The sequence below is a fragment of the Sanguibacter keddieii DSM 10542 genome, assembly GCF_000024925.1.
Lineage (GTDB): Bacteria > Actinomycetota > Actinomycetes > Actinomycetales > Cellulomonadaceae > Sanguibacter > Sanguibacter keddieii.
Window position 1 is genome coordinate 3,009,100 of sequence record NC_013521.1, and the last position, 20,569, is coordinate 3,029,668.

Annotated in this window: 22 protein-coding genes; 6 read left to right on the forward strand and 16 right to left on the reverse strand. The window is 72.5% G+C overall.

Annotated features, from left to right (window positions below; all coding sequences use genetic code 11):
- Positions 1 to 102 precede the first annotated feature (102 nt).
- Complete coding sequence (gene nhaA / locus SKED_RS13245; RefSeq protein WP_012867673.1) at positions 103 to 1,392, forward strand: Na+/H+ antiporter NhaA; 1,290 nt, start codon at positions 103 to 105, stop codon at positions 1,390 to 1,392.
- A 77-nt stretch (positions 1,393 to 1,469) separates the two neighbouring features.
- Positions 1,470 to 3,209 (forward strand): alpha/beta hydrolase, encoded by a 1,740-nt coding sequence (locus SKED_RS13250; RefSeq protein ID WP_012867674.1) that lies wholly within the window; start codon positions 1,470 to 1,472, stop codon positions 3,207 to 3,209.
- 5 nt (positions 3,210 to 3,214) lie between these two features.
- On the opposite strand, the gene SKED_RS13255 is transcribed toward SKED_RS13250, so the two are convergent.
- The 5 genes from SKED_RS13255 to kdpA are packed head-to-tail and all read right to left on the reverse strand — an operon-like array spanning position 3,215 to position 10,923.
- Entirely contained in the window at positions 3,215 to 3,916 is a 702-nt protein-coding gene (locus SKED_RS13255; protein ID WP_012867675.1) for a response regulator, read from the reverse strand.
- On the reverse strand, positions 3,913 to 6,474 hold the full coding sequence (locus SKED_RS13260) for a DUF4118 domain-containing protein (RefSeq protein WP_012867676.1): 2,562 nt from the start codon (positions 6,472 to 6,474) through the stop codon (positions 3,913 to 3,915). Before SKED_RS13260 ends, SKED_RS13255 begins: the two co-directional genes overlap by 4 nt.
- Before the next feature lie 9 nt (positions 6,475 to 6,483).
- Positions 6,484 to 7,152 (reverse strand): potassium-transporting ATPase subunit KdpC, encoded by a 669-nt coding sequence (kdpC, locus tag SKED_RS13265; RefSeq protein ID WP_012867677.1) that lies wholly within the window; start codon positions 7,150 to 7,152, stop codon positions 6,484 to 6,486.
- A gap of 1 nt (position 7,153) precedes the next feature.
- Positions 7,154 to 9,256, reverse strand: a complete 2,103-nt coding sequence (gene kdpB / locus SKED_RS13270; RefSeq protein WP_012867678.1) for a potassium-transporting ATPase subunit KdpB — start codon at positions 9,254 to 9,256, stop codon at positions 7,154 to 7,156.
- Positions 9,253 to 10,923: a potassium-transporting ATPase subunit KdpA gene (kdpA, locus tag SKED_RS13275; RefSeq protein ID WP_012867679.1), complete on the reverse strand. Its 1,671-nt coding sequence runs from the start codon at positions 10,921 to 10,923 to the stop codon at positions 9,253 to 9,255. The genes kdpB and kdpA overlap by 4 nt, the downstream gene beginning before the upstream one ends.
- A 401-nt stretch (positions 10,924 to 11,324) precedes the next feature.
- Here kdpA and SKED_RS13280 point away from each other — a divergent pair, with 401 nt between their 5' ends.
- Positions 11,325 to 11,678 carry an AbrB/MazE/SpoVT family DNA-binding domain-containing protein gene (locus tag SKED_RS13280; protein ID WP_012867681.1) on the forward strand — a complete coding sequence of 118 codons (354 nt, stop codon included), beginning with the start codon at positions 11,325 to 11,327 and terminating at the stop codon, positions 11,676 to 11,678.
- The gene (locus SKED_RS13285) at positions 11,675 to 12,103 is read left to right on the forward strand and encodes a PIN domain-containing protein (RefSeq protein ID WP_012867682.1); all 429 of its coding nucleotides are present in this window, start codon (positions 11,675 to 11,677) and stop codon (positions 12,101 to 12,103) included. Before SKED_RS13280 ends, SKED_RS13285 begins: the two co-directional genes overlap by 4 nt.
- Positions 12,104 to 12,165: 62 nt before the next feature.
- Here SKED_RS13285 and SKED_RS13290 read toward each other — a convergent pair whose 3' ends face one another.
- The 10 genes from SKED_RS13290 to eda all read right to left on the reverse strand — a co-directional run bounded on the left by SKED_RS13290 (position 12,166) and on the right by eda (position 18,463).
- The gene (locus SKED_RS13290; RefSeq protein ID WP_012867683.1) at positions 12,166 to 12,567 is read right to left on the reverse strand and encodes a hypothetical protein; all 402 of its coding nucleotides are present in this window, start codon (positions 12,565 to 12,567) and stop codon (positions 12,166 to 12,168) included.
- Complete coding sequence (locus SKED_RS19095; RefSeq protein ID WP_143755740.1) at positions 12,560 to 13,201, reverse strand: hypothetical protein; 642 nt, start codon at positions 13,199 to 13,201, stop codon at positions 12,560 to 12,562. Before SKED_RS19095 ends, SKED_RS13290 begins: the two co-directional genes overlap by 8 nt.
- The gene (locus SKED_RS13300) at positions 13,198 to 13,815 is read right to left on the reverse strand and encodes an RNA polymerase sigma factor (protein ID WP_217167887.1); all 618 of its coding nucleotides are present in this window, start codon (positions 13,813 to 13,815) and stop codon (positions 13,198 to 13,200) included. Before SKED_RS13300 ends, SKED_RS19095 begins: the two co-directional genes overlap by 4 nt.
- Before the next feature lie 290 nt (positions 13,816 to 14,105).
- A complete protein-coding gene (locus tag SKED_RS19100; RefSeq protein WP_012867686.1) occupies positions 14,106 to 14,714 on the reverse strand; it encodes a hypothetical protein in 609 nt (202 codons plus the stop codon).
- Positions 14,714 to 15,271, reverse strand: coding sequence for a DUF6286 domain-containing protein (locus SKED_RS13310; protein WP_012867687.1), 558 nt, complete (start codon positions 15,269 to 15,271; stop codon positions 14,714 to 14,716). Before SKED_RS13310 ends, SKED_RS19100 begins: the two co-directional genes overlap by 1 nt.
- Positions 15,268 to 15,675 carry an Asp23/Gls24 family envelope stress response protein gene (locus SKED_RS13315; RefSeq protein ID WP_012867688.1) on the reverse strand — a complete coding sequence of 136 codons (408 nt, stop codon included), beginning with the start codon at positions 15,673 to 15,675 and terminating at the stop codon, positions 15,268 to 15,270. Before SKED_RS13315 ends, SKED_RS13310 begins: the two co-directional genes overlap by 4 nt.
- On the reverse strand, positions 15,672 to 15,854 hold the full coding sequence (locus SKED_RS13320) for a hypothetical protein (protein WP_042438060.1): 183 nt from the start codon (positions 15,852 to 15,854) through the stop codon (positions 15,672 to 15,674). Before SKED_RS13320 ends, SKED_RS13315 begins: the two co-directional genes overlap by 4 nt.
- A gap of 177 nt (positions 15,855 to 16,031) precedes the next feature.
- Positions 16,032 to 16,526, reverse strand: a complete 495-nt coding sequence (locus SKED_RS13325) for an Asp23/Gls24 family envelope stress response protein (RefSeq protein ID WP_012867690.1) — start codon at positions 16,524 to 16,526, stop codon at positions 16,032 to 16,034.
- A gap of 163 nt (positions 16,527 to 16,689) precedes the next feature.
- A complete protein-coding gene (locus SKED_RS13330) occupies positions 16,690 to 17,808 on the reverse strand; it encodes a sugar kinase (RefSeq protein WP_012867691.1) in 1,119 nt (372 codons plus the stop codon).
- Position 17,809: 1 nt separating this feature from the next.
- The gene (gene eda, locus SKED_RS13335) at positions 17,810 to 18,463 is read right to left on the reverse strand and encodes a bifunctional 4-hydroxy-2-oxoglutarate aldolase/2-dehydro-3-deoxy-phosphogluconate aldolase (RefSeq protein ID WP_012867692.1); all 654 of its coding nucleotides are present in this window, start codon (positions 18,461 to 18,463) and stop codon (positions 17,810 to 17,812) included.
- 83 nt (positions 18,464 to 18,546) lie between these two features.
- On the opposite strand from eda, the gene SKED_RS13340 reads away from it, so the two are divergent.
- Positions 18,547 to 19,362, forward strand: coding sequence for an IclR family transcriptional regulator (locus tag SKED_RS13340; RefSeq protein ID WP_012867693.1), 816 nt, complete (start codon positions 18,547 to 18,549; stop codon positions 19,360 to 19,362).
- A gap of 205 nt (positions 19,363 to 19,567) precedes the next feature.
- The gene (locus tag SKED_RS13345) at positions 19,568 to 19,945 is read left to right on the forward strand and encodes a universal stress protein (RefSeq protein WP_012867694.1); all 378 of its coding nucleotides are present in this window, start codon (positions 19,568 to 19,570) and stop codon (positions 19,943 to 19,945) included.
- Between the two features lie 36 nt (positions 19,946 to 19,981).
- On the opposite strand, the gene SKED_RS13350 is transcribed toward SKED_RS13345, so the two are convergent.
- A complete protein-coding gene (locus SKED_RS13350; RefSeq protein ID WP_012867695.1) occupies positions 19,982 to 20,488 on the reverse strand; it encodes a hypothetical protein in 507 nt (168 codons plus the stop codon).
- Positions 20,489 to 20,569: the final 81 nt, after the last annotated feature.

A 20,569-nucleotide genomic window follows, 5' to 3' on the forward strand; every position in this document is an offset into this window, starting at 1 on the left:
GCACAGCCCTCGACCGCGCCGCACCGGCCCGCTGCCTCCCGCGCGCCCCGCGTGCCCCGCTCTCCCGGACCGACGGTCAGCCGCCGACCGAGAACGGGCCTCATGACGTCTCCCCACCCCGCAGCCGAACCGCTACCGCAGCAGACCGCCAGCCGGACGGACCGGGTCCGGAGGTGGGTCTCGAGCGAGACCACCGGGGGGCTCCTGCTCCTGGGGGCGGCGCTCGTCGCGGTGCTCTTCGCCAACTCCCCCTGGCGCGAGGGCTACACCCGTCTGTCCGAGTCGCGACTCGGTCCCGCGGCGCTGCACCTCGACCTCACGCTGGCCCACTGGGCGTCGGACGGCCTGCTCGCGGTGTTCTTCTTCGTCGTCGGGCTCGAGCTCAAGCGCGAGCTGGTGACCGGCTCCCTGCGGCACCCGAAGGAGGCCGCCGTCCCGATGCTCGCGGCCGTCGGCGGGATGCTCGTCCCGGCCGCGTTCTACACCGTGCTCGTGGTCCTCACCAGGGACACCTCCGCGCTGTCCGGGTGGGCGATCCCCACGGCCACCGACATCGCCTTCGCGCTGGCGGTGCTCGCCGTGTTCGGGCGGGGCCTCCCCGCGGCGGTGCGGACCTTCCTGCTCACGCTCGCCGTGGTGGACGACCTGCTCGCGATCGTCGTCATCGCGATCTTCTACACCGAGACCGTCTCGTGGGGACCCCTCGGGCTCGCGGTCGTCGGCCTGGTGCTCTTCCGTCTGCTCGTGCGGGCACGCCGGGTGCTCTGGTGGGTGCTCCTCCCCCTCGCCGTGGTCATCTGGGCGCTCGTCCACGCCTCGGGGATCCACGCCACGGTCGCCGGGGTCATGATGGGCTTCCTCGTGCCCGCCCTCCTCGTCCACGGCGAGCGGGACAGCCGCACGCACCGCTTCGAGGACGTGTGGAACCCGCTGTCGTCGGGGATCGCCCTGCCGGTCTTCGCCTTCTTCGCGGCCGGTGTGACCGTCGTCGGCATCCCGCTCGCGGACGTGTTCGTCCAGGGAGCCACCCTCGGGGTCCTCGCCGGGCTGATCGTGGGCAAGTGCATCGGGGTCCTCGGCACGACCTGGCTCGTCACCCGCCTCACACCGCTGCGGCTCGCGCAGGGCATCGGCATCCGTGACCTGCTGCCGGTCGGTCTGCTGGCCGGCATCGGGTTCACGGTCTCGCTGCTCATCGTCGAGCTGTCCTTCGAGCCCGGGAGCGAGCACGGCACGGGTGCCAAGATCGCCGTGCTGCTCGGCTCGGTGGTCTCCGCGGTCGTCGGCGCCCTCGCCCTGCGGCACGACGCGCGCCGCACGGACCGGACCGACGACATGAACCTCGACGGCATCCCGGACGACGTCACCGACCACATCGGCGACGAGCGCTGAGACGTCCCGACCAGCGCTCGTGACGGGTCACCACCGGTCCCACCTGCGGTGGCGCCCTTCCCGCTAGAGTCACGGCCATGGAGCACTCCACGGCCGGGCCCGACCAGCAGGACGTCCCCTCAGCACGCCCGTCCGGCGTGGCGGCGCGGCTCGAGCGCTTCGGCCGGAGTCTGTCCCCGACCGGCCTGGTGCTGGCGCTGACCTGCTACTGCATCTCGATGACGCCGTCCCTCATCCCGCGGGGCTGGCTCTTCCAGGGCCTGCTCACGGGCCTGTCGATGATCGCGGGCTACGCCTTCGGGGCGTTCCTCGGCTGGGTGACCCGACGCCTGGGCTTCCAGCGGCCGTGGGACGCGAGCACCTCGCGCACCCTGTGGTTCGTGCTCGGCGGGCTGACAGCCGTCCTCGTCCCGTGGTTCCTCGTGCTGGCCTCGCGCTGGCAGGGCGACCTGCAGGCGCTGTTCGGCATCGTCGAGTCGCCACCCGCCCACGTCATGCTGGTGGTGCTGGTCGGCTTCGGGCTCGCCCTCGCGCTGCTGCTCGTCGGGCGCGGCCTGCGGTGGTGCAGCCGGCGCGCCGCCCGCCTGCTGGGCCGCTGGGTCCCGGCGCGGGTCGCCGGGCTGGTCGGCGCGGTCGCCGTCGCCACGATCACGGTGCTCCTCGTCAACGGGACGCTCATCAACGGCGCGATGACGGCGCTCAAGAACATCAGCGCGGCGACCGACGCCGGCACCCCGGACGGGGCGGTCGCGCCGACCTCGGCGCTGCGGTCCGGGTCGCCGGACTCGGTGGTCGACTGGGAGGACCTCGGGTTCCAGGGCCGTGCGTTCGTCAGCTCGGGTCCGAGCGTCGAGCAGATCGCCGACTTCGCCGCCGGTGGCGACGTCGTGGACCCCGCGGACGTCGTCGAGCCGGTCCGCGTCTACGCCGGGCTGCAGTCGGCCGACGACGTCGACGCCGTCGCGGCGCTCGTGGTCGACGAGCTCGACCGGACCGACGCGTGGGACCGCGAGATCCTCGTGGTCACCACGACCACCGGGACGGGGTGGGTGGACCCGTCGATGTCGCAGACCCTCGAGTACATGCACGGCGGGGACACCGCGATCGCCGCGATGCAGTACTCGTACCTGCCCAGCTGGGTGAGCTTCCTGTCCGACCGCGAGACCCCGCCCGCCGCCGGCAAGGCACTGTACGAGGCCGTGTACGACGCGTGGCTCGAGCAGCCGGAGGGCTCCCGGCCGTTCCTCGTCGCCTACGGGGTGTCTCTCGGCAGCTTCGGGGCGCAGGGTGCGTTCAGCGGCCTGCAGGACATGACGGCCCGCACGCAGGGCGCGCTGTTTGTCGGGACGCCGAGCTTCACGCCCAACTGGGAGTTCTTCACCGAGAACCGCGACCCCGGCAGCCTCGAGTACAGCCCCGTCTACGACGGCGGCCGCCAGGTCCGCTTCGGCACCGACCCGGGCAGCGGCGCGAACGCCTGGGACCTGCCAGGCCCGTGGGAGACACCGCGCGTCGTGTACCTGCAGCACGCCTCCGACGCCGTGGTCTGGTGGTCCCCCGACATCCTGTGGCGCGAGCCCGACTGGGTGTCCGAGCCCGGCCCCGACCGCCTCGAGATGACGTGGGTGCCGGTGGTGACCTTCTGGCAGGTCACCTTCGACATGTTCGTCGCCGGCAACGTCCCCCAGGGCCACGGCCACGCCTACCACCTGGCCTACACCGACGGCCTCGCGGCGCTCGGTGCCCCGGACGGCTGGGACGACGCGGAGACCGCACGGCTCAAGGCGCTCATGTCCGGGATTCCCGACGAGAGCTGAGCGCCTCACACCTCGAAGACGTACCCCATGCCGGGCTGCGTGATGATGTGGACCGGCGCTGACGGGTCGGCCTCGAGCTTGCGGCGGAGCTGGGCGGTGTAGACGCGCAGGTAGTTGGTCTCGGCGGAGTACGACGGGCCCCACACCTCGTGGAGGAGCTGCACCCGGCCGACCATCTTGCCGCGGTTGCGCACCAGCACCTCGAGCAGCGACCACTCGGTGGGGCTGAGCCGCACGTCCTCCCCCGCGCGCTGCACCCGGCGCCGGGCGAGGTCGATCACCAGGTCTCCGGCCTCGACGACGGGCGTCTGCACCTCGTCGACCGGCGCGGCCCGGCGCACTGCCGCGCGCAGCCGGGCGAGCAGCTCGTTCATCGCGAAGGGCTTGGTGACGTAGTCGTCGGCACCGGCGTCGAGGGCGTCGACCTTGTCGTCGCCGAGCTGGCGGGCCGAGAGCACCACGATCGGCACGCGGCTCCACCCGCGGATGCCCGCGATGACGTCGAGGCCGCTCATGTCCGGCAGGCCGAGGTCGAGCAGGACTACGTCGGGCTGGCTGCTCGCGGCCGCGTCGAGGGCCTCGGCGCCGGTGGTCGCGGTCGTCACGACCCACCCGTGGGTGCGCAGGTTGATGGCGAGTGCCCGGACCAGTCCGGCGTCGTCGTCGACGACGAGCACGGCGGTGCCGGGCACCGCGGCGGCGGTCACGCCCCGCCCCTGTCAGAAAGGCTCTCCGCCGTCGGCACGGCCGGTGCCGCGGTCGATCCCTCCGCAGTCGGCACGGTCAGCACCATGGTCAGCCCACCTCCCGGGGTGTCGTCGACGACCACGGTAGCCCCGACGGCCCGCACCAGGCCCTGCGCTACCGCGAGCCCGAGGCCCAGCCCGTCGGGCGACGTGTCGCCGAGCCGCTGGAAGGGCTCGAACATGCGCTGCTTGCGGTCGTCGTCGAGGCCGGGTCCCCGGTCCACCACCCGGATCTCGACCTCCCCCGGCCGCGCCGACGCCGTGACGAGCACGGGCACCCCGGCGGGCGAGAAGCGCACGGCGTTGGCGACGACGTTCGCGACGGCGCGCTCGAGCAGCCCGGCGTCGGTGAGCACGAGCGGCAGGTTGTCGGGGACGTCGAGGTCCACCTGTCCGGGGGCGAAGCCGTCGACGGCCACGGGCACGATCTCGTCGACCGACCGCGCCACGAGCACGGCCCGCACGCTGCCCGTCTGGATGCGGGACAGGTCGAGCAGGTTCGCGATGAGCGCCTCGAGGCGCGCGGTCGACCCGCCGATGGTGTCGAGGAGCGCGGCCTGGTCCTCCGCGTCCAGCTGCACGTCGGCGGCGCTGAGCCCGTCGATGGCGGCGCGGATCGACGCGAGCGGTGTCCGCAGGTCGTGCGAGACGGCGGCGAGCAGCGCCGTGCGGGTCGCGTCGGCCTGCTCGAGGACGGCAGCCTGCGACGCGGCCTCACGGAGCCGGCGGTACTCGAGCACGATCCCCGCCTGGGCGGCGAAGGCCTCGAGCACCTGCTGGTCGCTCGCCGGCAGCGTGCGGCCGACCACCACCAGCCGGCGGTCGTCGTCGATGCGGACCGTCGACGCCTCGGCGTCGACCCCGCCGCGCTGGCCGGCACGGTGCGTCTGCGCCACCGTGACCCACGGGGCCTTCGCCCCTGTGCGCTCCTCGAGCCGTACCTCGGACACCGCGAAGGTCTCGGCCAGCCGCGACACCACGGCGTCGGCCGAGTCGTCCCCGGAGAGCACCGACCGCGACAAGGCGGCGAGCGTCGACGCCTCGGCCCGTGCCCGGTACGCCTGGGCGGTGCGCCGGGCCGCGAGGTCGACCACCGAGGCGACCGACACCGCGACCACCACGAAGACCACCAGCGCCAGCGCGTTCTCCGGGTTGGAGACCGTGAGCATCCCGGTGGGCGGCGTGAAGAACCAGTTGACGCACACGAAGGACACCAGCGCCGTGACCACCGCGGGCCACAGACCGCCGACCAGCGCGACACCGACGGTCCCCGCGAGGAACAGCATGAGCTCCGTGGTCAGCGACACGTCACCCCGGAACCACCAGACGAGACCCGTGAGGACCGCGGGCAGCACGACCGCGAGCGCCCACCCGCTCACCTGCCGCGTCCTCGACAGCGCCGACCACCGGCGGCGCAGCGGTGACCCCGACCTCGCGTGGTCGTGGGTGACGAGGTGCACGTCGATGCTCCCGGCGAGCTGCGCGGTCTGCGCGCTCGACGAGCCGAGCAGCGCCTCGCGCACCCGGGAGTGCCGCGAGACGCCGACGACGATCATGGTGGCGTTGACGCCGCGGGCGAAGTCGACGACGGCCGACGGGACGTCCTCGCCGACGACGGTGTGGAAGGTGCCGCCGAGCGCCCGGGTGAGGTCACGGTCGGAGGCGATCGCGGCGGGTGGCGCCGACGGCAGGCCGTCGGTCGCCAGGACGTGCACGGCGAGCAGCTCGGAGCCCGCGGTGCGCTGGGCGATGCGGGCACCGCGGCGCAGCAGCGTCTCCCCCTCGGGGCCACCGGTGACAGCCACGACGATGCGCTCGCGCGCCGGCCACGTGCCGTCGATCGCGTGGTCGGAGCGGTAGCGGGTGAGGGCGTCGTCGACGCTGTCGGCGAGCCACAGGAGCGCGAGCTCGCGCAGCGCGGTGAGGTTGCCGACGCGGAAGTACGACGAGAGCGAGGCGTCGATCTGCTCGGCGCGGTACACGTTGCCGTGCGCGAGGCGGCGGCGCAGCGCGTCGGGCGACAGGTCGACGAGCTGCACCTGGTCGGCGGACCGCACCACGTGGTCGGGCACGGTCTCGCGCTGGCGGACGCCGGTGATGGCGTGGACGTCGTCGCCGAGGGACTCGAGGTGCTGGACGTTGACGGTGGTCACCACGTCGATGCCGGCCTCGAGGAGGTCGGCGACGTCCTGCCAGCGCTTGGGGTGCGTCGAGCCGGGGGCGTTGGTGTGCGCGAGCTCGTCGACGAGCACCACCTCGGGTGCTCGGGCGAGGACACCGGCGACGTCGAGCTCGCCGAGCTCGGTGCCGCGGTACGGCACGACCGCACGGGGCAGCACCTCGAGGTCGCCGACCTGCTCGGCGGTCGCCTGCCGCCCGTGGGTCTCGACGAGGCCGACGACCACGTCGGTGCCGCGGGCGCGGCGGCGCCGTGCCTCGTCGAGCATCGCGAAGGTCTTGCCCACGCCGGGGGCGGCCCCCAGGTACACCGTGAGCCGCCCCGTGCGCGTGTCACCCATCGTTCGACCTCATGAGGACATCATGCCCAGCGCGAGGTTGAGCTCGAGGACGGAGACCCGCGGCTCGCCGAGGAACCCGAGGTCGCGGCCCTGCGTGTGCTCGGCGACGAGGTCACGGACGACCGTCTCGTCGAGCCCTCGCTCCCGGGCGACCCGGGCCACCTGCTGCTCGGCGTACTCCGGCGAGACGTGCGGGTCGAGGCCCGACGCCGACGCCGTGAGCGCGTCCGCGGGGACGTCGGACGGGTCCGTGCCGTCCTGCGCGGCCACGACCGCACGACGCTCCTCGATCGACGCGACGAGGTCGGGGTTGAGCGGACCGAGGTTCGAGCCGGCGGAGGCGAGCGTGTCGTACCCGTCGCCCGCAGCCGACGGGCGCGGCTGGAACCACTCGTCCCCCGCGAAGGACTGCCCCACGAGGGCCGAGCCGACGGCCTCGGAGCGCGAGGTGGTCCGCTCCCCCGTGGCGGTGAGCAGCGACCCCTCGGCCTGCCAGCGGAACGCGACCTGCCCGACGCCCCACACTGTCAGCGGGTAGACGACCCCGAGGAGCACCGTGAGGACCACGAGGACCCGCAGGCCCGCGAGGCTCTGCCGGGCGAGAGAGACCGCACCCCGGCGGGCGCTGAGCGAGCGCGCCCCGGCAGGCCTGTGCGAAGAGATGTTGTCGTGTGCCATGTCAGCCGATCCCGGGGAGTAGCGAGGCGAGCAGGTCGATGAGCTTGATGCCGAGGAACGGGGCGACCAGGCCGCCCAGCCCGTAGACGAGGAGGTTGCGGCGCAGCATGGTAGAGGCCGACGCGGGCCGGTACGCCACACCCTTGAGAGACAGCGGGATGAGCACCACGATGATCAGCGCGTTGAAGACCACCGCCGAGACGATCGCCGACTCAGGGCTCGAGAGCCGCATGACGTTGAGCACCTCGAGCTGAGGGAACACCACCATGAACATGGCGGGGAGGATCGCGAAGTACTTCGCGATGTCGTTCGCGATCGAGAAGGTCGTCAGCGCCCCGCGCGTGATGAGCAGCTGCTTGCCGATCTGCACGACCTCGATGAGCTTGGTCGGGTCCGAGTCGAGGTCGACCATGTTGCCGGCCTCCTTGGCCGCGGACGTCCCCGTGTTCATCGCGACACCGACGTCGGCCTGCGCGAGCGCCGGGGCGTCGTTCGTGCCGTCCCCGCACATCGCCACGAGGTGACCGCCCTCCTGCTCCCGGCGGATCAGCGCCAGCTTGTCCTCCGGGGTGGCCTCCGCGAGCACGTCGTCCACGCCCGCCTCCTCGGCGATGGCCCGCGCGGTGATCGCGTTGTCACCGGTCACCATGACGGTCCGGATGCCCATCGCCCGCAGCTCGTCGAAGCGCTCGCGCAGGCCCGTCTTCACGACGTCCTTGAGGTGGATCACACCGAGCACCTGCGCCGGTCCCGCCCCCGCCTGCCGCGCGACCACCAGCGGCGTGCCGCCCGACGCGCTCACCCCGTCGACCAGCGTCTGCACCTGGTCGGGCGTGCTGCCCCCGGTCGAGTGCACCCAGGCGCGCACGGCGCTCGCGGCGCCCTTGCGGATGCTGGTCTGCGGGACGCCTCCCGAGGTGCTGACCTGGGTGCTGACGTCTCGTACGTCGATGCCGCTCATCCGCGTGCTCGCGCTGAAGGGCACGAGCTCGACGACGGTGTCGTCGTCGGTGCTGGTCGCGACGTGCTCGGCGTAGCTCTCGTCGACCAGCGTGACGACGCTGCGCCCCTCGGGCGTCTCGTCGGCGAGCGAGGCGAGACGCGCTGCCGAGGCAAGGTCCGCGATCGTCGCACCGGGTGCGACGAGCAAGTCGCTCGCCTGCCGGTTGCCGTAGGTGATGGTGCCGGTCTTGTCGAGGAGCAGCACGTCGACGTCGCCCGCAGCCTCGACGGCCCGGCCGGACATCGCGAGCACGTTGCGCTGCACGAGGCGGTCCATCCCGGCGATGCCGATGGCGGAGAGCAGCGCGCCGATGGTCGTGGGGATGAGGCAGACGAGCAGGGCCGTGAGCACGAGCAGCGACTGCCGGGACCCCGAGTAGACCGCGAAGGGCTGGAGGGTGACGACGGCGAGCAGGAAGATGATGGTCAGCGAGGTCAGCAGGATGTTGAGCGCGATCTCGTTGGGGGTGCGCTGACGCTCCGAACCCTCGACGAGGGAGATCATGCGGTCGACGAAGGTCGACCCGGCAGCCGCGGTGATGCGTACGACCACGGTGTCGGAGAGCACCACGGTCCCGCCGGTGACGGCCGAGCGGTCACCGCCCGACTCGCGGATGACCGGTGCGGACTCCCCCGTGATGGCCGACTCGTCGACCGACGCGGCACCCTCGATCACGTCGCCGTCACCGGGGATCACCTCGCCGGCCCGGACGACGACCACGTCGCCGACCGCGAGCGAGGACGACGCGACCTCGACCGTCGGGAGCGACAGCAGGTTGCCGGTGTACCGGGTGGTCTCGACCGGCGCGTCGACGCGGCGGGCGGTGGTCTGGGTCTGCGTGGCACGCAGCGACGACGCCTGCGCCTTGCCGCGGCTCTCGGCGATGGACTCGGCGAGCGTCGCGAAGAGCACCGTGGCCCACAGCCACACGACGATGGTCGCGGCGAAGACCGACGGGTCGGCGACGGCGAGGACTGTCGACGCGACGGCGCCGATCTCGACGATGAGCAGGACCGGCGACCCGAGCAGCTCGCGCGGGTCGAGCTTGCGGAAGGCGCCCGGGAGGGCGGACCGCACCTGCGGCCAGGACAGGCGGTTCATGAGAGCGACTCCACGATCGGACCGAGGGACAGGACGGGGATGAAGGTGAGACCGACGACGACCAGCGCGACAGACCCGAGCAGCCCTGCGAAGAGCGGCTGGTGCGTGGGCAGGGTGCCTGCGGTCGCGGGGACGGTCTTCTGGCTGGCGAACCTGCCCGCGAGCGCCAGCACGAGGGCGATGGGCACGAAGCGCCCGACGAGCATGAGGACGCCGAGCAGCGTGTTGTAGAAGGGCGTGGCGGTGGTGAGACCGGCGAAGGCCGAGCCGTTGTTGTTCGCCGCCGACGTCATCGCGTAGAGCACCTCGGAGAGACCGTGCGGACCGGCCTCCTGGATCCCGGCCTGCCCGGCGGGCAGCGAGATCGCGAGGGCGGTGCCGACGAGCACCAGCAGCGGCACGGTGAGGATGTAGAGGGCGACGAGGGTGATCTCCTGCCGCCCGATCTTCTTGCCGAGGTACTCGGGCGTGCGCCCGACCATGAGCCCGGCGATGAACACCGCGACGATCGCGAGGACGAGCATGCCGTAGAGGCCGGACCCGACACCTCCCGGCGCGATCTCCCCCAGCAGCATGTTGAAGGTGGCGATCCCACCGCCCGGCGCGGTGAGCGAGTCGTGCATGGCGTTGACCGCGCCGGTCGACGTGCCGGTGGTCGCTGCGGCGAAGAGCGCCGACCCGGCCGTGCCGAAGCGCAGCTCCTTGCCCTCGAGCGCACCACCCGCGGCCTGGGCGGCGAGGCCGGGGCCGGACATCTCCGCCCAGGTGAGCAGCGCCGTCCCGGCGAGGAACAGCGAGCCCATCACCGAGACGATCGCGAAGCCCTGACGGGTGTCGCGCACCATGAGGCCGAAAGCGCGCGGCAGCGTGAAGGGGATGACGAGGATCAGGAAGATCTCGAGCAGGTTGCTCACCGGGCTCGGGTTCTCGAGCGGGTGTGCCGAGTTAGCGTTGAAGAATCCACCACCGTTGGTGCCGAGCTCCTTGATCGCCTCCTGCGAGGCGACCGGGCCGCCGAGCAGGTGCTGCGAACCGCCCGAGACCGTCTGGACCGCGGTGTGCGGGTCGAAGCTCTGGATCACGCCGGTCGCCAGCAGTGCGACCGCAGCGAGCAGCGACATCGGCAGCAGGACGCGCACGCAGGTGCGGGTGAGGTCGGACCAGAAGTTGCCGACCCGCCCGTCCGTCCCCGACCGCGCGAAGCCGCGGACCAGGGCGATCGCGACCGAGATGCCGACCGCCGCCGAGACGAAGTTCTGCACGGCGAGGCCGACCATCTGGAAGACGTGCCCGGCCGCCGCCTCACCGGAGTACCACTGCCAGTTGGTGTTCGCCACGAAGGACACCGCGGTGTTCCACGCGCCCGCCGGGTCGAAGGCGCTGACGCCGAGGTTCATCGGCAGGTGCTCCTGCAGGCGGCCCATCGCGTACAGGGCGAGCAGGGACACGAGGGAGAAGCCCAGCAGCGAGAAGAGGTACGAGGTCCAGCGCTGCTCGGCGTCGGCGTCGACGCGCATCACGCGGTAGCCGAGGCGCTCGACCCGCAGGTGGCGCGGCGAGGTGTACACGTGGGCCAGGTAGGCGCCGAGCGGCAGGTGCACCGCGGCGAGGGCCGCGACGAGCAGGGAGATCTGCCCGACGGCTGTCCAGGTCTCGCTCATGGTCATCGCCCCCGACCGGCGCGCAGCAGCACCGTGAAGAGATACCCGAGGACCACGACGGCAACGCCGAGCGCCACCCAGTCGACGGCTCTCACGACGGGTCCCGGTCGCCGGAGCGGCGGGCTAGGAGCGCGACCGTCGCGAAGAACGCGACGGTCAGGAGGATGAAGGCCACGTCGGCCATGTCTGTCACGCCTTCAGACGTCAGGACGACCGCCACGGACGACGGCCGGTGCACCCGAGAGGTGCACAAGACCGGTCTATCCGCGCTGGTGGGCGTCGGGCAGACGCGTTGACGGTTCTCTGACGCGCGCCGACGAGTCCCTGACGGATCGCTGACGCGAGGAGATCGGGGAGCTGCGCCTCACACCGTGACACTCAGCATCACGGTGACATAGACTGCACGAGTGTCAACCTCGCATGCCTTGTCATCATCTTTCGCCACTGTCAACGCGCAGGGTCGCATCGTCGTGCCTGCAGGGGTTCGCCAGGCCCTCGGCATCGCCAGCGGCGACCGGGTGGAGTTCCTCGTCGACGAGACAGGAGTCCGGCTGATCACGCCCCGCATGCGAGCGATGACGTTGTGGGCGAAGAACCACGGTGGAGACGCCGGAGACTCGACCCGCGCTGTGCGTGCGTCCCGCTCGGACGACCAGCGCACAGCCTCCGAGGCAGAGCAGCGCGTCGCCGACCGCGTCGCTGCGGAGACTCGGGACCACGACGAGATGGCGGCTGTCCTCTTCGCCGATCTCGGCCTGTGACCGCCGTCTGCCTGGACACCTCGGTCGTGGCGACCTGGGTGCTCCAGGAGCGCGGATGGCAGGTCGTCGACGCGCTGCTCGTCAGGCCCGATGTCGAACCAGTCCTGCCGGGTCCCGTCCTGACAGAGCTCGTCGAGCTCGTCCGGCGCAAGGGGAACGAGGCGACGGGCGCCGAGATCCGCGACGCCCTCACATCCTTCGGGGCGCGTGTCGAGCACCCGACCGACGACGACCTGCTCCGCGCCGCCGAGCTCATCGAGGTCGGCAAGGCCCACCCCGGGCCCCAGGGCGAGACGCTCTCGCTCGGAGACGCACTCGTCCTCGCCGTGACAGAGCGCCTCGGGACGAGTGTGGTGACCCGAGACACGTACTGGCACCTGCTCGCGTCAGACGGGCAGACGACCGCCAAGGTCGCGACTCTCTGAGCCCTCGTCCGACCGGCGAGAGCGCCCCGAGCCTCGTCTGACCTCGAGACCCGCGTCGGCCGTCAGCCCACGGCCTCCGGGACCTGCGCCGGTTCGACGGTCAGGACGCTCACCTCGACGGAGCCCGGCACGTGGCCGTGCTCGACGACGAGCCTGCGGACGGCCGCGCGGGCGCGGTGCGCGACGAGTCGCGCCTCCTCGCCCTGGACGGCGAGGTGGACGGCCACGTCGACCGTCCCGCCGGTCGTGGTGACCCGGACGAGCTCGTCAGGGGCGGGAGCGGTGGACCAGGCGCGGACCATGGTCGCCAGGGTCGGCTCGAGGCGCAGCACCCCGGGCTCGGCGAGGAGCGCGGAGGCCACGTCCCGGCGGACACGGTCGACCTGGTCGTCCCGGGGCGCCGACCCCGCGTCGGGTGCGCTCCCCAGCGGCGGCGTCGTCTGTGCAGGGCTCGTCTCAGACATCGTGCGTGTCCCTCACCTCGATGTCGACGCGGACCACGTCGACTCCCACCTCTCGGCTCACTCTTCTCCTCACGCTGCTGCGGATCTCGGCGGCGACCGACGGGATCGAGGCCGTCACCGGGACGGTGATCTGCAAGGCCGCCTCGACCTGCGACGGTCGGGTCTGGCGGTAGCTGTCGGGACCCGTCACGGCGAACCCTCCGGTCGGTCCGGTGGACCGCGGTCGAGGACCGTCGGCCACCAGCGTGACCACGCACCGCTCGACCTGGACGCCCGCGACGGCGTCGCCGGCCCGCCTGGCGCTCGCCGAGACAGCCTGCTCGCTCACCGTCAGCTCGGGCGCCGGCTCGTCGTCCGCCGGCTCGTCCAGCGGGAACCGACGCCCACGGCGGACCTCCGCGCGGGCCACGTCCATGATGCGGCCGAGCACGGCGGGGTCAGGCTCGAGGGCGGGGTCGTGGAGCTCGGCGTCGCGCTCGAGCGCGGTCAGGCTCGCCAGCTCGCCGAGGTCTCTGCGGGCCTGCCCGCAGTGCGGGCAGGTGCGCTCGTGCTCGTCGGGCGGTGACCCGATCCTGTCCCAGACCGCGTCCATGTCGCGACCGCAGGCCAGGCGGGAGGACGGATGCTCGCTCATCGCCATGCTTCCATTCCTTTCGCCAGGTTCTGCCGGGCCCGCGCGATCCGACCTCGCACGGTCGACAGCGGCAGGTTCGTCGCGAAGGCGATCTCGGGGTACGAGAGCTCGTGCAGCTCCCGCAGCACCCAGCACGCCCGTTGCTCGTCGGGGAGCCTGGCCAGCTCGGCGTTCAGACCGCGCAGCTGCTCGGCGTACTCCGTGGCGGCGGCCGGGTCTTGACCGCCGGTCCCCGACCCGAGCCTGCCACGGCCTACGCCGTCGAGGAAGGTGTCGTCTCCCGAGGGGTCCGTGCTACGGCGCGCGCGGGTGCGCAGGACCGACATGCACCGGCGCGTCATGATCTGGTAGACCCAGCCGTGGAACGCTGGCAGGTCCGTCAGGGAGGGCAGCTTGCGCCAGACCGTGATCATCGTGTCCTGGAGGGCGTCCTCAGCCTCGCCGCGGTCGCTCAGCAACCGCACCGCGAGCCTGAAGAGCGGACCCTGGTACCGACGGCTGAGCTCCTCGAAGGCCGCGAGGTCGCCGTCCTGCGCACGGCCGACGATCGTCGCCTCCGACAGGCCCGGGGGCTCCCCGGGATGCCTCGGGTGCTCGCCGTGCGAACCGCTCACCATCACTCTCCTCGCCCGTCGTGGGTCTCACTGTCTCCTGTCTCGCGCCTCCCGGCATCCGGGCCGGTGCCCGGCCACGGCTCACCGCCCGCTCGGCGCGCGCCCTCCCGGCTGCTCGGGACGGCGCCCGGTCCTGCGGACGAGGTGTCCCGCCCGGTTGAGAACGGTCCCGAGGCCGCGGAGGCCCCAGCTGACGAGTCGGGTGATCACTCTGGCGAACATGGTCGTCCTGCTCTCTCGAGGTGAGGGGGTGGGTGGTCCAGACGTCGTCAGGACCGGAGGCGGTCGGGTCAGACCGTGATCTGGTCGTTCGTGCGGCGCGTGCGCTGGACGTCGACGAGCACGCCCAGCCGGGCGAGCCGCGTGTCCAGCGCCGTGACGACCGAGGCGGCGAGGACCGTGTCGGCCTCGCGGAGCACCTCGCCCAGGTCGGCGCGGTCGTCGACCACGAGGTGGATCGTCAGGTCGGGGGTACGGACGCTGCCGCGCAGCACGGCGCTCGCGCCGCTCACCCCGGCGAGGGTGCGTGCCTGCTCCTCCACGGCGTCGGTGACGACCGACGGGGCGCAGGTGGTGAGGCCCGTCAGCGACGAGCCGTGCAGGCGCAGGTCCTTGGCCTCGCGTCGGCGCGGGACCTGCGCGAGCAGCCAGAGTGCGCTGGCCACGGCGACGACGAGCGCCACGAGACCGACCACGACGGCCACCCACGAGACGTCCCAGCCGCCGGGGCTGGCGATCACGGCCTCGTCCTGACCGGGGAGCCGGTCGACGACGTCTGCGGGCAGCACGGACGACGGCACCCCCGTGGCGACACCGGTCACCAGGGCGCCCAGGACGACGAGGACCAGGCCGACGACCGCCAGCCACGTCCGGTTGAGACGAGAGGGTGCGTGACGCATCAGGACTCCTTCACTCGGACACGGGTCTCGACCTGGCAGACCGGACCGGTCCCCAGGACGTCGAGACGCGACTGCACGGACTGCTGGACGGCGGCGCTCACGGCGTCGACGTCCTCGCGCAGGGAGGTGGAGACCACGACCCGGACGGCGCCCTTCGAGGCGCTGACGTCGACGCGCTCCACGCCGTCGACCTCGTCCGCGGCGGCGGCCGCGAGGCGCGCGACGCCACGGGGCGTGATGACGACCTCCGACGCCTCGGCGTTCTCCACCGTGTACGCGACGGAAATCCCGCTGCGGCGGCCCGGCAGGACTGCCGCGAGCAGCAGGACCACCCCGACGACCAGGAGGACGGCACCGGTCGTGACGACCACGGCCGAGCCCCACGTCTGCCGGGCGACAGACCCTGCGGGGTCGAGCGCCCACGTGGGCCAGGTGCCGTCGAGCAGACGGGACACGCTGGCGACGGTGATCGCGGCGGTGACCACGAGCAGGACCAGGGCCACGACCGTGGCCGGGACGGTGCGGCTGGGACGACGACGCAGCTCGACCTGGCTCATCGCAGACCCTCCTTCGAGGTGCGGGACCCGGCCGAGGCCGGACGGAGGCTGGCGATGCGGACGTCGACGCGTCGGACCTGGACACCGGTCAGCTCGGAGACCCGGCGCTGCACCCGGTCCCGGATCGTGTCGGCTGCCGACCGGAGCGAGACGGGGTACGCGAGACCGACCGTCACCCGCAGGTCGGCGAACCCTCCGTGCAGGTCGACCTCGACCGAGGGGCGCACGTGGCTGCCGACCCGGTCACGCCAGCCCAGCAGGCCGCGCGAGGTCCCGAAGGTCTCGCTGACCTCGTCGACCACCTGCGAGGCGATCTTCTCGACCACGGTGTCGGACATCGTCAGGCTGCCGCGGGTGCGCGGCTCGTCGACGCGCCCGGGCTCCGTGGGAGCCGGCGCGCTCATCGCTTCTCGTTGGCTCGGCCGACGAGGCCCTGGACGTCGATCCGCCCGTCGAGGGCGAGTCCGACGACCAGCCCGACGGCCCCGAAGGCGAGGACGGTGACGAAGGCTGCGAACGAGCCGAAGGCGGCCGTGAGCCCGAGGACGAGCCCGACGGCGAGGCCGATCATGGTGCGCGACATGAGAGTTCCTTCTGTTGGCATGAGGGTGGTGGCCGGAGCCGGTGTGTCAGCGGTGCGGGTGCCAGAGGGGGGTCAGGCACCCGCACCGCCGTCGTGGGGCGACGCTTCAGCGCGCGTCGGTCAGCGCAGGGTGGTCCGACGCTGGCTGGGCCAGCGCGGTCGGACCACCGCGGTGGGTCAGCGCAGCTCGGTCGACTCGAACGAGGAGGAGGTCTCCTCCGCGTCGTCGTCCGGGAGGTGCACGTCGGTGACGTTGATGTTCACGGCGACGACCTCGAGGCCGGTGCCGTACTCGACGGCCTGGATGACGTTCTCGCGGATCTGCTCGCTGACCTGGACGACGGACTCGCCGTAGTCGAGGACGATCGCGATCTCGATCGCGGTCTGGGCGTCGCCCTTCTCCACGGAGACTCCGCCGGTGACGTTGGTCTGGCTGCCGGGGATGCGCTGGGCGAGGGCGTTCACGGCACGGCGTGCGGCGTTGCCCATCGCGTAGACGCCGGGGACCTCGCGGGTCGCCATGCCGGCGATCTTCGCGACGACGCCCTCGGCGACGCTGGTGTCTCCGCGCACGGTGTGCAGGGCGTCGAGCTCACGCTGCTCGGTCTCGTCCTGTGCGGCCTCCTGGACGCGACGCTCTTCGCCGGTGGCGGGGATCTGGTCCTGCGACATGGTGAGCTCTCCTTCGTGGTGCTCTGTGAAACACGGTCACAGGTAAGGACGCCACGACGTCACCGATCGTCACGGACGACCGTGAACTTTTTTCTCGGCACGCCTGAGGGCCCCGAGACCGGTCGGTCTCGGGGCCCTCAGGGTGCTGCAGGGGCGGGGACGGTCAGCGCTGGACGCGTGCGCTGCCTCCGCCGGCGAGCTTGGCGACCTCGGCGAGGCTCGCGGTCGAGGTGTCACCGGGCGTCGTCATGGCGATGGCACCGTGCGCGGCGCCGTACTCGACGGCCTGGTGGATGTCGCCGAGCTCCATGAGCCCGTAGGCGAGGCCCGACGCGAAGGAGTCGCCGCCGCCGACGCGGTCGAGGATCTCGAGGTTGGGGCGGTGCGTGGCCTCGGCGAAGCCCTGCTCGCGGCTCCAGGCGATGGCACCCCAGTCGTTGTCGGAGGCGGAGTGCACGCCGCGCATGGTCGTGGCGATCACCTGGAAGTTCGGGTAGGCCGCGGCAGCGGTCTCGATCATGGCGCGGAAGGCACCGGTGTCGAGGTCGGTGAGGTTCTCGTCGACGCCCTCGACCTCGAAGCCGAGGCTCGCGGTGAAGTCCTCCTCGTTGCCGATCATCACGTCGACGTACTGCGCGAGGCGGGTGTTGACCTCCTGCGCGCGGGCCGAGCCGCCGATGCCCTTCCACAGGGACGGGCGGAAGTTGAGGTCGTAGGAGACGATCGTGCCGTGCTCGCGGGCCGAGCGCATGGCCGCCTCGGCGACGTCTGCGGACGACTCGGAGAGCGCCGCGAAGATGCCGCCGGTGTGCAGCCAGCGCACGCCCCGGCGTCCGAAGAGGTCGTCCCAGTCGACGTCGCCGGGCTGCATCTGCGAGATGGCGGTGTTGCCGCGGTCGGAGACGCCCACAGCACCGCGCACGCCGAATCCGCGCTCGGTGAAGTTGATGCCGTTGCGGACCGAGCGGCCGATGCCGTCGTAGTCGACCCAGCGGATGTAGCTCGTGTCGATGCCGCCGGTGAGGATGAAGTCCTCGACGAGGCGGCCGACCTCGTTGTCCGCGAGCGCGGTGACGACGGCGCCGCGCAGGCCGAAGCAGCGGCGCAGGCCGCGGGCGACGTTGTACTCGCCGCCGCCCTCCCAGGCGTCGAAGCTGCGGGCGGTCTTGATGCGGCGCTCGCCCGGGTCGAGGCGGAGCATGACCTCGCCGAGGGACACGACGTCGAAGTCGCAGTCGGCGGCGGGGCGGACGGTCAGGGCGGGGCTGGTGGTCTCGGTCATGTCAGGCTCCGGTCGTGGCGGGGGTCTGGCCGGCGAGCTCGACGGCCTCGGCGGTGCGGCGGGTGATCTCGGCCCAGTCCTCGGCCTCGATGAGGCTGCGCTCGACCATCCAGGAGCCGCCGGCGGCGATCACGGACGGGAGGGCGAGGTAGTCGCCGACGGTGGCGGCGGAGATGCCGCCGGTGGGGACGAAGCGCAGGCCGGGGAACGGCGCGGAGAAGGCCTTGATGGCGGAGGGGCCGCCGAGGGTGGCCGCGGGGAAGAGCTTGACGATGTCGAGGCCGAGGGCGAGGGCCGCCATGATGTCGCTCGGGGTGGCGACGCCGGGGAGGATCGGGACGCCGACGGCCTGGGCGCGCTCGACGACGGCGGCGCTGAGGCCGGGCGAGACGAGGAACTGCGCTCCGGCGGCGACGGCGCTGTCGACCTGCTCGGGGCGGACGACGGTGCCGGCCCCGACGACGAGCTCGGGGAGCTCCTTGAGGGCGGTGAGGGCGGCCTGTGCGCCTGCGGTGCGGTAGGTGACCTCGATGACGTCGAGGCCGCCGGCGAGCAGGGCCCGTCCGAGCGGCACGGCGTGGTCGGGGTTGTCGATGACGACGACGGGGACGATCCGTGCCGCAGCGAGGGACTCGGTGATGGTCTTCTCTGACATGTCCGCTGAAACCTCTGCTATCGTTTCGTATGAGCAAACGGTCATTCCCGGTTGCGAAACGAGCCTAGCAAAGGAGTCGCGCCGTGCCCAGCACCTCACGCGAAGACGGACCTCGCGACGACGCCTCACACGACGACGCAGCGGCACCGACCTCCTCCCCCATGGGCAGCGTCGACAAGGCCTTGCTCGCGCTCCAGGAGCTCAGCGCGGCCGGGGCCGACGGCATCGCCCTCCACGACCTGGCCCAGCGGCTCGGCCTCAACAAGACCTCGTTGCACCGCACCCTCGCGGCTCTGCGCTTCCGCGGCTTCGCGGACCAGGACCCGGCCAGCGGCAGCTACGTGCTCGGACCGGCGGCCACGGCCCTCGCCACGAGCTATCACGCCGACGAGAACCTGCCCCGCCTCATGCAGAACGCCCTCACGGCCCTGTGCGCGCTCACCGACGAGCTCGTCCACCTCGGCGTGCTGTCCGGCGCGGAGATCCTCTACCTCGACAAGGTCGAGCCCGCCCGACCCGTCAGGGTGTGGTCTGCCGTCGGGCGCCGGCAGCCCGCCGCGACCACGGGCCTCGGGCGCGCGATCCTGTCCCGGCGCACCGTCGACCCCGCGTCGCTCGCCTGGTTCGCCGGCGACCGGCTGCCGGCGGACCGGCTCGCCGGGATCCTCGCGGCGGCCCGCGCCGACGGCTACGCGACCGAGACCGAGGAGAACGAGGTGGGCATCAGCTGCCTCGCCGTCCCGCTGCTGCGAGACGGCGCGGCGATCGCCGCCGTCTCGATCACCGCCCCGTCCGACCGCATGACCCCTGCCCGGCGCACCGCACTGGCCGCGACGGTCGCCCGCGAGCTCCCGGCGCTGCTGCCCGCCGGCGTGTCGCTGCCTGCAGAGCTCGGATGAGCCCCTCCGCGTCTCCGAGCCCGACGTCGGGCGATGACCGTCGACGACGGACCCGCACGTCGGACGGCCACAACGCGCCGGTGGCCCTAGGCTGTGACCTTCAGGACCTGCTCGCGACACGCGGGCGGGCCCAGACGTGCGCAGGGACCATCGGTGGCCGCTGCGAGCGGCTCGACACTTCGCACTGACACAGGAGTTCTGCGACATGACGGTTCTGGTGGCCTACAACGAGACACCTCAGGGCGAGGCGGCCTTCGCGGCCGCCGTGTCCGAGGCCTCCCGCCGCGGCACGACGGTGACGATCCTCGTGCTCACCCCGCAGCCCGAGTCGGCGCCCGTACCCGCGCACCTCGCACACCTGCTCGAGACCGTGGGCGACCAGGAGGTCGAGGTCGCCTTCCGCCTCGACACCATCGACGTCGCCGACGCGATCCTCGACCACGCCGAGCGCTCCGACGCGCAGGTCATCGTCATCGGGTCGCGCAAGCGCTCGAGCGTCGGGAAGTTCCTGCTCGGCAGCACCACCCAGCGGGTCCTGCTCGACTCCGCCGTCCCGGTGCTGGTCATCAAGGCGAAGCACTGAGCAGGATCCCTGCACCCTGAGGTCGCCGCAGCGCCCTCAGGGTGGTGGCGTCCCGAGTGCGACCGCCGAGTACGCGCCGTCACGCTCGACGCCCGACACGCTGAAGCCGATCGCGGTCACGTCGTCGGCCTCGAGAGTCAGCTCGCTGTCCTCCCCGCAGGGGAGGTCCGGGAACTCGGTCGACGTGTCGTACGTGATCTCACCGGACACGGTCGCCACGTGGACCGTGAGGTCGACCGTCCCATCGCCGAAGCACGACGCGAGGACGCCCTCGAGGACGACCGGCGTCTCGTAGCTCAGAGTGACGCCGGGCGTCTGTCGCCCCGCCTGGTCGTGCGGGACCTCGTCCAACGGGGAGACCAGACCCGCGCCCGCACCGAGCGTCCCCGCGACACCCCCCTCGTTGCGCGCACCCATCCATTGCTGGATCTCTCGAGCCCGCTGCTCGACCTCTTCTGAGGTGGGCTCAGCCGAGCACGCGGAGAGGACGAGGGCGATGCTCAGGGCACCAGCCCACCGGACGGCAGTGTCTGTCGAGGCCATCCGACGACCCTAGCCCGTGCTGTCCTCCGGGCCACGCGCGCCGCGCGCGCACCCTGCGCGAGGCGCCGGACGACCGACCCG